We start from the raw sequence: 14,170 nt of genomic DNA, 5'->3' as shown, positions 1-14,170 counted from the left end.
CCGCCGCCCCTGTGCGCGGCCGGCCACATTCCATTGGCATTATGCATAAGACCCTGCTGTTAGTTGACGGTTCCAGTTACCTCTATCGCGCCTTCCACGCGCTGCCCGACCTGCGCAGCCCGGACGGCCATCCGACCGGCGCCATGCACGGCATGGTCAACATGCTGCGCCGCCTGCGCGCCGACTACCCGGCCGCCTTCATCGCCTGTGTGTTCGACGCCAAGGGCAAGACCTTCCGCGACGACATGTACCCGGAATACAAGGCCACGCGCGCCTCGATGCCGGACGACCTGCGCCTGCAGATCGAACCGATCCACCTGGCCGTCAAGGCGATGGGCTGGCCGATCCTGATGGTCGAGGGCGTCGAGGCGGACGACGTCATCGGCACGCTGGCCGTGCAGGCGGCGCAGGCCGACATGGACGTGGTCGTCTCGACCGGGGACAACGAACCTGGCCCAGCTGGTCAACCAGCGCGTCACCTTGATCAACACGATGAGCAACGAGAAGCTCGACGAGGCCGGCGTGCTGGCCAAGTTCGGCGTGCCGCCGAACCGCATCATCGACTACCTGACCCTGATCGGCGACACCGTCGACAACGTGCCCGGCGTCTCCAAGTGCGGCCCGAAGACGGCGCTCAAGTGGCTCGGCCTGTACGACAGCCTGGAGGGCGTGATCGCCAACGCCGCCAACGTCGGCGGCGCGGTCGGCGAGAACCTGCGCAAGGCGCTCGACTGGCTGCCGCAGGGCCGCGCCCTGATCACCGTCAAGACCGACTGCGACCTGTCCGGCCACATGACGACGATCACCGAGTCGCTGCAGGCGCGCGGCGAGGACGGCCCGACGCTGCTGGAGTTCTTCGCCAAATACGGCTTCAAGACCCTGCTGCGCGAACTGGGCGGCGCGGCCGCCGCGCCGGCCGCCGGCAAGGCATCGAGCGGCACCGCCGCCACCGCCCCGGCGGCCAACGGCGGCCCGATCACCGCCGCCGCCTCGCTCAACGGCGACCTGTTCGCCGCGCCGCCGGCCGAGTTGAAGTATGAAACCGTGTTTACCGACGCCCAGCTCGACGCCTGGATCGCCCTGATCGACGGCGCCGCGCTGACCGCCGTCGACACCGAGACCACCTCGCTCGAGCCGATGACGGCGCAGCTGGTCGGCATCTCCCTGTCGGTCGAGCCGGGCGTGGCCGCCTACATCCCGCTGGCCCACGCCTACGCCGGCGTGCCCGAGCAGCTCACGCGCGAGCACGTGCTGGCGCGCCTGAAGCCCTGGCTGGAGGACGCCGGCAAGCCCAAGCTGGGGCAGAACCTGAAGTACGACAGCCACATCTTCGCCAACCACGGCGTGACCTTGCGCGGCATCGTCCACGACACGCTGCTGCAGTCCTACGTGTTCGAGTCGCACCGCACGCACGACATGGACAGCCTGGCGCTGCGCCACCTGAACGTCACCACCATCCCCTTCGTCGACGTGTGCGGCAAGGGCGTCAACCAGATCACCTTCGACCAGGTGGAGATCGCCCGCGCCACCGAGTACGCGGCGGAGGACGCCGACATCACCCTGCGCCTGCACCAGGCGATGATCGGCCAGGTCGAGTGCGACGCCAAGCTGAACTACATCTACCGCGAGATCGAGCTGCCCACCGCCGTGGTGCTGCAAAAGATCGAGCGCAACGGCGTGATGATCGACGCCGGCCTGCTGGAGATCCAGTCGAACGAGCTGGCCGCGCGCATCAAGGAGCTCGAGCTGAAGGCCCACGAGCTGGCCGAGCAGCCGTTCAACCTCGGCTCGCCCAAGCAGATCGGCGAGATCTTCTTCGAGAAGCTCAAGCTGCCGGTGGTGAAGAAGACGCCGAGCGGCGCGCCGTCGACCGACGAGGAGGTGCTGCAAAAGCTGGCCGAGGACTTCCCGCTGCCGAAGGTGCTGCTGGAGTACCGCGGCCTGGCCAAGCTGAAGTCGACCTACACCGACAAGCTGCCGAAGATGATCAACGCGAACACCGGCCGGGTCCACACCAACTACGCGCAGGCGGTGGCGGTGACGGGCCGGCTGGCCTCGAACGACCCCAACCTGCAGAACATCCCGATCCGCACCAAGGAGGGCCGGCGCATCCGCGAGGCCTTCATCGCCGCGCCGGGCAGCCACATCGTCTCGGCCGACTATTCGCAGATCGAGCTGCGCATCATGGCGCACATCTCGGGCGACGAGAACATGCTGCGCGCCTTCGCCGAGGGCGTCGACATCCACCGCGCCACCGCCGCCGAGATCTTCGGCGTGGCGGCCGGGGACGTCGACAGCGAGCAGCGCCGCTACGCCAAGGTGATCAACTTCGGCCTGATCTACGGCATGAGCGCCTTCGGCCTGGCCGGCAACCTGGGCGTCGAACGGGCCGCCGCGCAAAGCTATATCGACCGCTACTTCGCCCGCTTCTCCGGCGTGCGCCAGTACATGGAGGACACCCGGCAGCAGGCCAAGGCGCGCGGCTATGTGGAGACGGTGTTCGGCCGCCGCCTGTGGCTGCCCGAGATCAACTCGCCGAACGGCCCGCGCCGCCAGGGCGCCGAACGGGCCGCGATCAACGCGCCGATGCAGGGCACGGCGGCCGACCTGATCAAGCTGGCGATGATCGCCGTGCAGGGCTGGTTGGAACGCGACGGCCTGCAAACGCGCATGATCATGCAGGTGCACGACGAGCTGGTGCTGGAGGTGCCGGACGCCGAGCTGGCGCTGGTGCGCACCAAATTGCCGGAGCTGATGGCCGGCGTGGCCGCGCTGAAGGTGCCGCTGACGGCCGAGGTGGGCGTCGGCAAGAACTGGGACGAGGCGCACTAAAAACCAGGGGCGGCCGGCCGAATTTCCCGCAATTTCGCGCTAAATTGGGCAAGAACCCGTTCCTGGCGGTAAAATGTCGCCCCGGACCCCGTCCAGGCAGGCACAACAAGAGGTAAGCAAAATCGATCCCGTACTCATCTCCATTCTGCTGGCGACCACCGTCGCCGGCGTCGTCAGCATTTCGGCCGCTGCGGTATTTTCGTTCGCCCTGCTGTCGAAGATGGTCGAGCGCATGGTCAGCCTGTCGGTCGGCATCATGCTGTCGACCTCGCTGTTGCACGCGCTGCCCGAGGCCTTCGAGTCGCAGGCCGACCCGCGCAGCCTGTTCGCCACCCTGCTGGCCGGCCTGCTGGCCTTCTTCATGCTGGAAAAGCTGGCCATCCTGCGCCACTCGCACCACCACGAGGGCGACGGCCACCACCACCACCACGGCCACGACAAGCGCGAGGCCGGCAAGGCCGGCTGGATGATCCTGGTCGGCGACGGCATGCACAACTTCACCGACGGCATTTTGATCGCCGCCGCCTTCCTGGCCAATCCGGAACTGGGCCTGGTGACCGGCCTGGCCATCATCGCCCACGAGATCCCGCAGGAGATCGGCGACTTCATCGTGCTGCTCAACGCCGGCTTCTCGCGCGTGCGCGCCTACGTCTTCAACCTGCTGTGCAGCCTGATGGCGGTGGCCGGCGGCGTGCTCGGCTACTTCACCCTGGACCGCGCCAGCAACCTGATCCCCTACGTGCTGGTGTTCGCCTCGTCGGGTTTCATCTACATCGCCGTCAGCGACCTGATGCCGCAGATGCAGCGCCGCGCCACCCTGCGCGAGACCATCCCGCAGGTGCTGCTGATCGCGCTCGGCGTGGTCATCGTGTTGTTCCTCACGCACGGCCACTGAGGCGATCGCCCCTTGCGGCGGCTCAAGGCGGTCGCTGCGGGATGGCTTGACCCGCGCGCCGCAGGGAGTATGATTTCAGTTCGCAGCCCATGTCGGAGCGACGCCCCGTGTCTACCAAACAGAAACAATTGCAGGATGAATTGGCGAACCTGTCCACCGAGGACAGGACGCGCCTGCAGGCGCTTGCCGTGCTGGCGGGAGCGTCAGCGGAGGAGTTGTTGCCGTTCGTCTTGCGGGACGGTTTTGCTGAATGCGAAGAGAGTCTGCGGGCCAGCCTGGAGGCGGAAGCCTATTTCAACACCCGTCGCGGCGTGGACGGTGCGGACGTGATGGCATCCGTTGAATGTCTTATCGATACCTATGCCAAACGGCAACGGCGAGCCGGCTAAGCTGGTCGTGCGCTGGTTGCCCCGAGCGCAAGAATCGTTCATCCAAACCATAGACCATATCGCCCGGCAAGACGCGGGGAGCGCCGCGTTGATCGTTGAGCGCGTGCGAAAAGCGGTGGCCATCCTGGCCCACCAGCCCGGTATCGGCACGCCCACTGTCAGGGCGGGAACCTGGCGCTTTCCAGTTCCCCGCACCGGTCATGTCATTGCGTACCAGGTGGAAAAGGGCGAACTCAGGATTGTTCGCTGGTCACGCCAGCGCCGTCGGCGGCCGGCTTAGCTCAATCCCCCGTCGCCACCGGCCGCGCCGGATCGGCGCACCACTCGCTCCACGAGCCGGGGTAGAGCGCCGCGCCGGGCAGCTTGGCCAGCTCCAGCGCCAGCAGGTTGTGGCAGGCGGTCACGCCGGAGCCGCACTGCATCACCGCGTAGGGCGCCGAGTCGAACAGGGCGGCGAAGTCGTGGCGCAGCTCGCGCTCGCTCTTGAAGCGGCCGTCGCCCTTCAGGTTGTCCTTGAAGAAGCGGTTCTTGGCGCCGGGGATGTGGCCGCCGACCGGGTCGATGGTCTCGTTCTCGCCGCGGTAGCGGTCCGGCGCGCGGGCGTCGACCACGCTCAGCTCGCCGCCGTGCAGGTTGTCGACCAGCTCGGCCGCCGTGACGGTCTTGGCCAGTGTCGGCTTTTCGGCGATGTGGCCGCGCGGACGCGCCGCCAGCGGCGTCACCAGCGGCAGGCCGGCGCTCTGCCAGGCGGCCAGGCCGCCGTCGAGCACCGCCACGGCCGGGTGGCCGATCCAGCGCAGCAGCCACCAGAGGCGGGCGGCGAACATGCCGCCGTGGGCGTCGTAGGCCACCACCTGGGTGTTGTCGTTGACGCCCCAGGCGCGCAGCGTCTCGATCAGCGCGGCGCGGTCGGGCAAGGGATGGCGGCCACGGAACTTGCCGTCGGCGCCCAGCTTGGCGCCGGACAGCTGGCTTTCCATGTCGGCGAACTGGGCGTTCTGGATGTGGCCGATGGCGTAGCCGTCGCGGCCCGCGCTCAGGTTCATCAGGTCGTGGCGGCAGTCGAGCACGACCCAGTCGGGGTCGGTCAGGTGCTGGGCCAGGGTGGCGCTGTCGATCAGGGTGGTGTGCATGGGGGAACGCTCCTTAAACTTCGCTGGCGATGGGATCGGAGGCGGCGATGCTTTTGCCGCTGTTGCGGTTATTGTAGAACGTTGCGGCGACACCGGACGCAAGAATGATCAGGATGCCGGCCCAGCTGTGCCAGTCGAACACGTCGCCGAACACCAGCACGCCCCAAACGCTGGAGAAGACGATGCCGGTGTATTGCAGGTTGGCCACCACCAGCGTCTTGCCGAGGCGGTAGGCGCGTGTCATGGCCATTTGCGCGGCGGTGGCGCAGATGCCGATGCCGAACAGCAGCAGGGCGCCGTGCGCGCTGGTGATCGGGTGCCACACCGCCGGGCCGGGGCCGGCGAAGAGGAGGTTGCCGGCCACGCCGGCGGCCAGGTTGACCACCGAGAAGTAGAACACCACGCGGTATTCCGGCTCGCCGGCCAGGCCCAGCTTGCGCACCTGCATGTAGGCCAGCGCCGACAGCACGCTCGAGCCGAGCGCGATCAGCGCCGGGGTCAGCAGATTGGCGGCGAAGGCCGGCTGCAGCAGCAGCGTGACGCCGGCGAAGCTGGCGGCGACGGCGGCCATCAGCGGCCATTCGACGCGGTTCTTGCCGTGCCACCAGCCGGCGGCGAAGAGGAACACGGCGATCCAGATCGGCGCCATGTAGTTGAGGGTCATCGCCGTGGCCAGCGGCAGCTTGGCGATCGAGTAGAACCACAGCCACAGCGAGACCACGCCGACCACGCCGCGCCACAGGTGGGCGTAGGGCATGCGGGTGCGGAAGCTGCCGCCGTGCAGGCGGATCATGCAGAACATCACGGTCACGCCGACGATGCCCCGGTACATCACGATCTCCGAGGTGGAGAACTGGTCGGAGGCGAGCTTGACGCAAACTCCCATGGCGGCGAATAGAAAGCTGGCCAACAACATCCAAAGGGAGTGCATCGGCATCCCGCCTTACAACTCAATATTGTTGCGATACCACTCGTGGAAGTGCTGCATGCCGTCTTCCATCGGCGACTGGTAGGGGCCGGCGTCGCTGGTGCCGCGCCGCAGCAGGGCCTTGCGGCCGGCGTCCATGCGCAGGGCGATCTCGTCGTCCTCGAGCACGGTCTCCATGTAGGCGGCCCGCTCGGCCTCGATGAACTCGCGCTCGAACAGCACGATCTCCTCGGGGTAGTAGAACTCGACCACGTTCTTGGTGCGTTGCGGGCCGTCCGGCCACAGGGTCGAGACGATCAGCACGTGCGGATACCACTCGACCATGATGTTCGGGTACAGCGTCAGCCAGATGGCGCCGTACGGCGGCGGTTCGCCGCCACGGAACTTGAGCACCTGCTCCTGCCAGCGCTGGTAGATCGCCGAGCCGGACTTGAGCAGGCCCTGGTTGACGCCCACCGTTTGCACGCTGTAGTCCCGGCCGAATTCCCAGCGCAGGTCGTCGCAGCTGACAAAGCCGCCCAGGCCCGGGTGGAAGGGCTCGACGTGGTAGTCCTCCAGATAGACCTCGATGAAGGTCTTCCAGTTGTAGTTGCAGGTCTGCACCTCGACGTGGTCGAACATGTAGCCGGAGAAGTCGAGGTCTTTGGTGACCGACAGCTGCGACAGTTTCTCCATCACGTTGTAGCCGTTTTGCTCGAACAGCAGGCCGTTCCAGCTTTGCAGCCCGGTTTTCGGCAGGTTCAGGCAGGGCGTCTCGGCGAAGTGGGGCGCGCCGATCAGCTCGCCCTTGAGGTCGTAGGTCCAGCGGTGCAGCGGACAGACGATGTTGTTGGCGTTGCCCCGGCCGTTGAACATCAGCGCCTGGCGGTGGCGGCAGACGTTGGAGAGCAGCTCCAGGCCGTTTGCGTTGCGCACCAGCATGCGTCCCTCGTTTTCGGAAACGAGGGTGGCGAAGTCGCCGACGTTCGGCACCATCAGCTCGTGCCCGATGTAGCGCGGGCCGGCCTGGAAAAGTTGCTGCATTTCGCGCTGCAGAAGCGCATCGTCAAAATAGACGCTTACCGGAAGTTGCGCGTTTGAAGGCGCGAGCTTGGCGTGGGTACCCAGATCGGACATCCCAACCCCCCTTAATATGTACATCAAACCAAAGAGAGACAGACTCCGTAAAGACCTGAATTCAAGTTTTTGAAATGGTATTTCGGACAGAACCGGCGATTATACCGCTTTCCGGCGCTCAAAGCGGCCCGCAGCGCCACTTTGTCCTCGAATTAATTGTAATAAACGTACGTTCGCCGCAGATATGGGGCCGATTGCGCTAAAATCTAGCGATATTTCGTCGATTCGCGCGTATTTGCCCATATAAGTGCGCCGCCCGCGCGTGCCGGTCTTGCCTTTAGTTCCACCCGATCAGGTGGTTTGTTCTAAAATAACGGGCTACACTGCGCTCGCAGCCCTTGCTGCCGCTATTGCCTTGAAGATTTGAAAACCCTTATGTCCAAGAAATTAACAGCCGACACAGCCGCTGCGCCCGCCTCGTTCGAAGAGGCGATGGCCGAACTGGCGCAACTGGTGTCGCAAATGGAGGCCGGCCAGCTGCCGCTGGAGGCCTCGGTGGCGGCCTACCAGCGCGGTTCGGCGCTGGTGAAATTCTGCGCCGGCCAGCTCGACAAGGTCGAATCCCAGGTCAAGGTGCTCGAGGGCGACATGCTCAAGCCCTTCGCCGACGCCGACGAGGCGGCGCAATGACGGCCGCCTTCGACGACTGGATGAAGACCGTGCAGGCCGCCTCGGAAACCGACATGGCGGCCCTGCTGCCGGCCGTTGACGTGGTGCCGGGCAAGCTGCACGCGGCCATGCGCTACGCCCTGCTGGGCGGCGGCAAGCGGGTGCGCCCGCTGCTGGTGTATGCCGCCGGCGCCCTGTTCGGCGCCGACGCCGACACCCTGCGCCGCGCGGCGGCGGCGGTGGAGATGATCCACGCCTACTCGCTGGTGCACGACGACATGCCCTGCATGGACGACGACGCGCTGCGCCGTGGCAAGCCGACCGTCCACATCGCCTACGACGAGGCCACCGCGCTGCTGGTCGGCGACGCGCTGCAGTCGCAGGCCTTCCTGGTGCTGGCCGAGGCCGACCTGAACATGGTGCCGGCGGCCCGGCTGGCTGCCATGCTGCGCCTGCTGGCGCATGCCTCCGGCTCGGCCGGCATGTGCGGCGGCCAGGCGATCGATTTGGACAGCGTGGGCCTGAGCCTGACGCTGCCGCAGCTGGAGCAGATGCACCAGTTGAAGACCGGCGCGCTGCTGCGCGCCTCGGTGCTGCTGGGCGCCACCGCCGGCAAGGACCTGGACGCGGCCGAGACGGCCGCGCTGCACGCCTACGCGCGCGCCATCGGCCTGGCCTTCCAGGTGGTCGACGACGTGCTCGACGCGACGGCCGACTCGGCCACGCTGGGCAAGACCGCCGGCAAGGACGCCGCCGACAACAAACCGACCTATGTCTCGATCCTGGGTTTGGAAGCGTCGCGCGCGTTGGCAGAACAATTGCGGCTCGAGGCGCACGCAGCGCTCGCGTCGTTCGGAGAAAAAGCTCTGCGGTTACGCGAACTCGCGGATTTGATCGTGCAGCGGAAGGCATAAATGAACTTGCTCGAAAACATAGACTCACCGGCCGACGTGCGCAAGCTGGCACGCCACCAACTGACGCCGCTGGCGCACGAGCTGCGCCACTATTTGCTCGACTCGGTCTCCAAGACCGGCGGCCACCTGTCGTCCAACCTCGGCACGGTCGAGCTGACCGTGGCGCTGCACTACGTCTTCAACACGCCGCACGACCGCATCGTCTGGGACGTCGGCCACCAGACCTACTCGCACAAGATCCTCACCGGCCGGCGCGAGCGCATGGGCACGCTGCGCCAGCTGGGCGGCATCTCCGGCTTCCCCAAGCGCGACGAGAGCGAATACGACACCTTCGGCACGGCCCACTCGTCGACCTCGATCTCGGCCGCGCTGGGCATGGCGCAGGCGGCCAAGATCAAGGGCGAGCACCGGCACGCCATCGCCGTCATCGGCGACGGCTCGATGACCGCCGGCATGGCCTTCGAGGCGCTCAACAACGCCGGCGTGCAGGAGGACGTCAACCTGCTGGTGATCCTGAACGACAACGACATGTCGATCTCGCCGCCGGTCGGCGCGCTCAACCGCTACCTGGCGCGGCTGATGTCCGGCCAGTTCTACGCCGCCGCCAAGAACGTCGGCAAGCAGGTGCTGCCCGGCCCCGTGTTGGAGCTGGCCAAGCGCTTCGAGGAGCACGCCAAGGGCATGGTGGTGCCGGCCACCATGTTCGAGGAGTTCGGCTTCAACTACATCGGCCCGATCGACGGCCACGACCTCGACTCGCTGATTCCCACGCTGCAGAACATCAAGCACCTGAAGGGGCCGCAATTCCTCCACGTGGTGACCAAGAAGGGCCAGGGCTACAAGCTGGCCGAGGCCGAGCCGACCTTGTACCACGGCCCCGGCAAGTTCAACCCGGCCGAGGGCATCAAGCCGGCCGCGCCGGGCAAGATGAGCTACACCGACGTGTTCGGCAACTGGCTGTGCGACATGGCGGCGCAGGACAAGCGCCTGGTCGGCATCACGCCGGCCATGCGCGAGGGCTCCGGCATGGTGCGCTTCGAGCAGCAGTACCCGGACCGCTACTTCGACGTCGGCATCGCCGAGCAGCACGCGGTGACCTTCGGCGCCGGCCTGGCCTGCGAGGTCCTCAAGCCCGTCGTGGCGATCTACTCGACCTTCCTGCAGCGCGGCTACGACCAGCTGATCCACGACGTCGCCCTGCAAAACCTGGACGTGACCTTCGCGCTGGACCGCGCCGGCCTGGTCGGCGCCGACGGCGCCACCCACGCCGGCAACTACGACATGGCCTACCTGCGCTGCATTCCGAACATGGTGGTCATGGCCGCCTCGGACGAGAACGAGTGCCGCCAGATGCTCACCACCGGCTACCTCTATCCCGGTCCGGCGGCGGTGCGCTATCCGCGCGGCGCCGGCATCGGCGCGGCCATCGTGCAGCAGCTCGACGCGATTGAGATCGGCAAGGGCGAGATCAAGCGCCAGGGCCAGAAGATCGCCATCCTGGCCTTCGGCTCGATGGTGGCGCCCAGCGTCGCCGCCGGTGCCGCGCTGGACGCGACGGTGGCCAATATGCGCTTCGTCAAGCCGCTCGACGTGGAACTGGTCAAGCGGCTGGCCGCCGAGCACGACTACCTGGTGACGGTGGAGGAGGGCAGCATCATGGGCGGCGCCGGTTCGGCCGTGGCCGAGGCGCTGGCCGCCGAGGGCATCGTCAAGCCGCTGTTGATGATCGGCCTGCCGGACAAGTTCATCGACCACGGCGACCCGGCCAAGCTGCTCGCCAGCGTGGGCCTGGACAGCGCCGGCATCACCGCCTCGATCAAGCGCCGCTTCGGCGGCGAGGAACCGCGGCTGGTGGTCAACAACGCCTAGGACCTGGCGGCTGGCGGGATAAAAGCGACGCTGCGGCGTCGCTTTTTTTGGCCCCTCAAGGCGCCAGAGTGCCGGCGATCCAGTCGGCGTCGAGACAGGGTCAGACCCTCAGGGTCTGACCCTAGGGTTGCGCCGGCACAAACCGACTGCAGGGTTTCCTTGCCTTGTGCCCGCTTCAATCCTATATTGATATAAATCGTTTATATCAGATCGCGGCGCATCGCACGCCGCGTCCATCGGCGCACCGGGTGGGGGAGAACATGAAGCGCAGCGCACTCGCAGTGGTCGGGCTGTCTATGTTGTGCCGCCTGGCGTCGGCCCAGGTGCCGGAGTCGGGCCGCTGGCAGGAGCTGCGCTTCGGCGCCGCCGAGGTGGCCGAGCGGATGGAGGACCGCTACCTCGACCAGGTGGTCGACCTGGCGGCCGGCGGCCGGCTCGACGACGACCGCGTGCTGCTGGCGCGGCTGCAGCGCATCGGCGCCGGCCTGGTGCGCGCCGCCGCCGCGCTCAAGCCCGAAACGGCCGTTTGGCAGTGGGAGTTCCACACCACCAGCGACGCCGGGGTCGACGCCCAGTGCATGGCCGGCGGCAAGATCCTGGTCGGCAGCGCCTTCGTGCGCAAGCTGGCGCTGGACGACGGCGAGCTGGCCACCCTGCTGGCGCACGAGGTGGCGCACGCGGTGGCCGAGCACGACCGCGAAACCCTGTCCGAGGCGCTGTACTTCAACCGCCAGCCGGAGCCGCCGCTGGACGTGCTGATGGAACGGCTGGCCACGGATTTGTCGCTGCAAATCCGCCTGTCGGCCCTGTCCAACCTGCAGGAGAGCGAGGCCGACCAATTGGGCATGGTGCTGGCGCACCGCGCCGGCTGGCCGGCGGCGGCCATGGTCGGCTTCTACCGCAAGCTGGCCGACGACGACGCCGCCGCCGCCTCGCTGCTGTCCGGCGGCCATCCGGCGCCGGCCTCGCGGCTCAGCATGGCCAAGGGCATGGCGCTGCTGTTCGGCGCAGCGCCCAGCGGCGCTGCGGTGGCGCAGGCGCAGCCCTGAGCGGCCCGGCCTCGCGCCCCAGCTCCGGCTGGTCCGCGCGGTGCCGCTGCGGACAGGGAGCCGGTGCGCTGGGCTGCCCGCGCGCCGGGTTGGCCGGCGCGTGCTGGTTTTACCGCGCTGGGCTTGGCCTGAGCTTTAGCCGCGCTTGCGCTCGTGCTGCCACAGCACGTCGCTGCCGCCGGCGAAGCGGTTGAGCACGCGCGATAGCACGAACATCAGGTCCGACAGGCGGTTGACGTACTGGCGCGGCATGTCGTTGATGGTCTCGGCCTTGCCCAGGGTGACGATGCTGCGCTCGGCGCGGCGGCACACGGTGCGGCAGATGTGGGCGAGGGCGGCGGCGCGCGAGCCGGCCGGCAGGATGAACTCGGTCAGCGCCGGCAGGTCGGCGTTGTACCTGGCCAGCAGGTCGTCGAGCCGCGCCACGTGGGTCTCGGTGATCATCTGGTAGCCGGGGATGCACAGCTCGCCGCCCAGGTCGAACAGGTCGTGCTGGATGGTGATCAGCTCCTCGCGCAGCGCGTCGGGCATGGCCTCGCACAGCAGCAGGCCGAGGTTCGAGTTGAGCTCGTCCACGTCGCCCATGGCGTGCACGCGCACGCTGTCCTTGTCGGTGCGGCTGCCGTCGCCCAGTCCGGTGGTGCCATTGTCGCCGGTGCGGGTGGCGATTTTCGAGAGTCGGTTGCCCATGATGCTTCCTGATCGGTGAAAGCTGTGAGGATACGCCAAATCGGCCCGCCGTTGCACTAGTCTTGCTTGGCTTACGCTGCGCTGACGCGGCCGGCGGCTTGGGCGGAAAACGACAGCAAGGGGCGAAGCCGCCGGGTTTTATACCGAAAAGCGTAGAATTGGACGCAACAAGGCGCTATTCGCCACTTTTTGTGCTTACAATCGACGCTTGTCCAAGCGCTTTCCGGTATCCGCCCCCATGAATATTGCTACATCCGCCCCGGCCGACCCGGCCGTGCTGGCCGCCCGCCAGCGCGAGGTCGCCGCCGCCCTGGGCGCCGTGCTGCCGCCGCACTGCGTGCTGTCCGCCCTGGAGGACACCCGCCCCTACGAATGCGACGGCCTGGCCGCCTACCGCCAGCTGCCGATGATCGTCACGCTGCCGGAGAGCGAGGCGCAGGTGGTCGCCATCCTCAACGTTTGCCGCCAGCTGAAAGTGCCGATCGTGCCGCGCGGCGCCGGCACCGGCCTGTCCGGCGGCGCCATGCCGATCGTCGACGGCGTGGTGCTGTCGACGGCGCGCTTGAACCAGATCGTCCGGCTCGACCCGTACTCGCGCACGGCGGTGGTGCAGCCCGGCGTGCGCAACCTGGCCATCTCCGACGCGGCGGCGCAGCACGCGCTGTACTACGCGCCCGACCCGTCGTCGCAGATCGCCTGCACCATCGGCGGCAACGTGGCGGAGAACTCGGGCGGCGTGCACTGCCTCAAATACGGCCTGACCGTGCACAACGTGCTGCGCGTGCGCATGGTCACCATTGACGGCGAGGTGCTCGAACTGGGCGGCGAGGCGCTCGACGCCCCCGGCCTCGACCTGCTGGCGGTGTTCGTCGGCTCGGAGGGCATGCTCGGCATCGTCACCGAGGTGACCGTCAGGCTGATCCCCAAACCGGCCACGGCGCGCGTCATCATGGCCTCGTTCGACCAGGTGGGCGCCGGCTGCAACGCGGTGGCCGACCTGATCGCCGCCGGCATCATCCCGGCCGGTTTGGAGATGATGGACCAGACCTCGTCGCGCATGGTCGAGCCCTTCGTCAAGGCCGGCTACGACACCGAGGCCGCCGCCATCCTGCTGTGCGAGGCCGACGGCACCGCCGAGGAGGTCGAGGAGGACATCGCGCGCATGTCGGCCGTGCTGCAACAGGCCGGCGCCAGCGCCATCGCCGTGTCGCAGAGCGAGGCCGAGCGCATGCGCTTCTGGTCCGGCCGCAAGAACGCCTTCCCGGCGGCCGGCCGCATCTCGCCCGACTACTACTGCATGGACGGCACCATCCCGCGCAAACGCCTGGCCGAGGTGCTGGCCGGGATCGCCGCGATGGAGATCAAGCACGGCCTGCGCTGCGCCAACGTGTTCCACGCCGGCGACGGCAACCTGCACCCGCTGATCCTGTTCAACGCCAACGCGCCCGGCGAGTTCGACCGCGCCGAGGCCTTCGGCGCCGAGATCCTGGCGTTGTGCGTGGCGGTCGGCGGCACCATCACCGGCGAGCACGGCGTTGGCATCGAGAAGATCGATTCGATGTGCGTGCAGTTCGCCCCGGCCGAACTGGCCGCCTTCCACGCCGTCAAGCGCGCCTTCGACCCGGCGCGCCTGCTCAACCCCGACAAGGCGATCCCGACGCTGAACCGCTGCGCCGAATTCGGCAAGATGCGCGTCACCGGCGGCCTGATGCCGTTCGCCCATTTGCCGCGTTTTTAACGGAGTCC

The 14,170-nt window shown here is 67.6% G+C and carries 12 protein-coding genes and 1 pseudogene; 9 read left to right on the top strand and 4 right to left on the bottom strand.

Going from position 1 to position 14,170, the window contains the following annotated elements; translation table 11 throughout:
- The first annotated feature begins 41 nt into the window (after positions 1–41).
- The 4 genes and pseudogenes from polA (at position 42) to QC826_RS24615 (ending at position 4,396) form a co-directional block, all read left to right on the top strand.
- Positions 42–2,832 (top strand): annotated as a pseudogene (gene polA, locus QC826_RS24630) (DNA polymerase I).
- A gap of 73 nt (positions 2,833–2,905) precedes the next feature.
- Positions 2,906–3,727 carry a ZIP family metal transporter gene (locus tag QC826_RS24625; protein WP_245774392.1) on the top strand — a complete coding sequence of 274 codons (822 nt, stop codon included), beginning with the start codon at positions 2,906–2,908 and terminating at the stop codon, positions 3,725–3,727.
- Between the two features lie 107 nt (positions 3,728–3,834).
- Positions 3,835–4,116, top strand: coding sequence for a hypothetical protein (locus QC826_RS24620; protein WP_139236673.1), 282 nt, complete (start codon positions 3,835–3,837; stop codon positions 4,114–4,116).
- Positions 4,088–4,396: a type II toxin-antitoxin system RelE/ParE family toxin gene (locus QC826_RS24615; RefSeq protein WP_093389958.1), complete on the top strand. Its 309-nt coding sequence runs from the start codon at positions 4,088–4,090 to the stop codon at positions 4,394–4,396. Before QC826_RS24620 ends, QC826_RS24615 begins: the two co-directional genes overlap by 29 nt.
- A 1-nt stretch (position 4,397) precedes the next feature.
- Here QC826_RS24615 and QC826_RS24610 read toward each other — a convergent pair whose 3' ends face one another.
- Genes QC826_RS24610 through QC826_RS24600 form a run of 3 tightly spaced genes read right to left on the bottom strand, consistent with a single transcriptional unit; the run spans position 4,398 to position 7,293 of the window.
- Positions 4,398–5,249 carry a sulfurtransferase gene (locus QC826_RS24610; protein ID WP_279762864.1) on the bottom strand — a complete coding sequence of 284 codons (852 nt, stop codon included), beginning with the start codon at positions 5,247–5,249 and terminating at the stop codon, positions 4,398–4,400.
- A 13-nt stretch (positions 5,250–5,262) separates the two neighbouring features.
- The gene (locus QC826_RS24605) at positions 5,263–6,180 is read right to left on the bottom strand and encodes a DMT family transporter (protein WP_093389975.1); all 918 of its coding nucleotides are present in this window, start codon (positions 6,178–6,180) and stop codon (positions 5,263–5,265) included.
- Positions 6,181–6,192: 12 nt separating this feature from the next.
- Positions 6,193–7,293: an aromatic ring-hydroxylating oxygenase subunit alpha gene (locus QC826_RS24600; RefSeq protein WP_279762862.1), complete on the bottom strand. Its 1,101-nt coding sequence runs from the start codon at positions 7,291–7,293 to the stop codon at positions 6,193–6,195.
- Positions 7,294–7,668: 375 nt separating this feature from the next.
- On the opposite strand from QC826_RS24600, the gene QC826_RS24595 reads away from it, so the two are divergent.
- From QC826_RS24595 to QC826_RS24580, 4 genes are all read left to right on the top strand, one after another.
- Positions 7,669–7,923, top strand: coding sequence for an exodeoxyribonuclease VII small subunit (locus tag QC826_RS24595; RefSeq protein ID WP_093389961.1), 255 nt, complete (start codon positions 7,669–7,671; stop codon positions 7,921–7,923).
- On the top strand, positions 7,920–8,816 hold the full coding sequence (locus tag QC826_RS24590) for a polyprenyl synthetase family protein (RefSeq protein ID WP_279762861.1): 897 nt from the start codon (positions 7,920–7,922) through the stop codon (positions 8,814–8,816). The genes QC826_RS24595 and QC826_RS24590 overlap by 4 nt, the downstream gene beginning before the upstream one ends.
- Positions 8,817–10,685, top strand: coding sequence for a 1-deoxy-D-xylulose-5-phosphate synthase (gene dxs / locus QC826_RS24585; RefSeq protein WP_279762860.1), 1,869 nt, complete (start codon positions 8,817–8,819; stop codon positions 10,683–10,685). It abuts the gene before it with no gap.
- 260 nt (positions 10,686–10,945) lie between these two features.
- Complete coding sequence (locus tag QC826_RS24580) at positions 10,946–11,734, top strand: M48 family metalloprotease (protein ID WP_279762859.1); 789 nt, start codon at positions 10,946–10,948, stop codon at positions 11,732–11,734.
- Positions 11,735–11,869: 135 nt separating this feature from the next.
- On the opposite strand, the gene QC826_RS24575 is transcribed toward QC826_RS24580, so the two are convergent.
- Complete coding sequence (locus tag QC826_RS24575) at positions 11,870–12,424, bottom strand: cob(I)yrinic acid a,c-diamide adenosyltransferase (RefSeq protein WP_093389965.1); 555 nt, start codon at positions 12,422–12,424, stop codon at positions 11,870–11,872.
- 238 nt (positions 12,425–12,662) lie between these two features.
- On the opposite strand from QC826_RS24575, the gene QC826_RS24570 reads away from it, so the two are divergent.
- Positions 12,663–14,162, top strand: coding sequence for an FAD-linked oxidase C-terminal domain-containing protein (locus QC826_RS24570; protein ID WP_279762858.1), 1,500 nt, complete (start codon positions 12,663–12,665; stop codon positions 14,160–14,162).
- The last annotated feature ends 8 nt before the right edge of the window (positions 14,163–14,170 follow it).

Source organism: Rugamonas sp. DEMB1 (assembly GCF_029834475.1).
In the GTDB taxonomy this organism is placed as follows: domain Bacteria; phylum Pseudomonadota; class Gammaproteobacteria; order Burkholderiales; family Burkholderiaceae_D; genus Rugamonas; species Rugamonas rubra.
The sequence above is the reverse complement of the archived record's forward strand: the minus strand, read 5'-3'. Positions and strand labels throughout refer to the sequence as shown.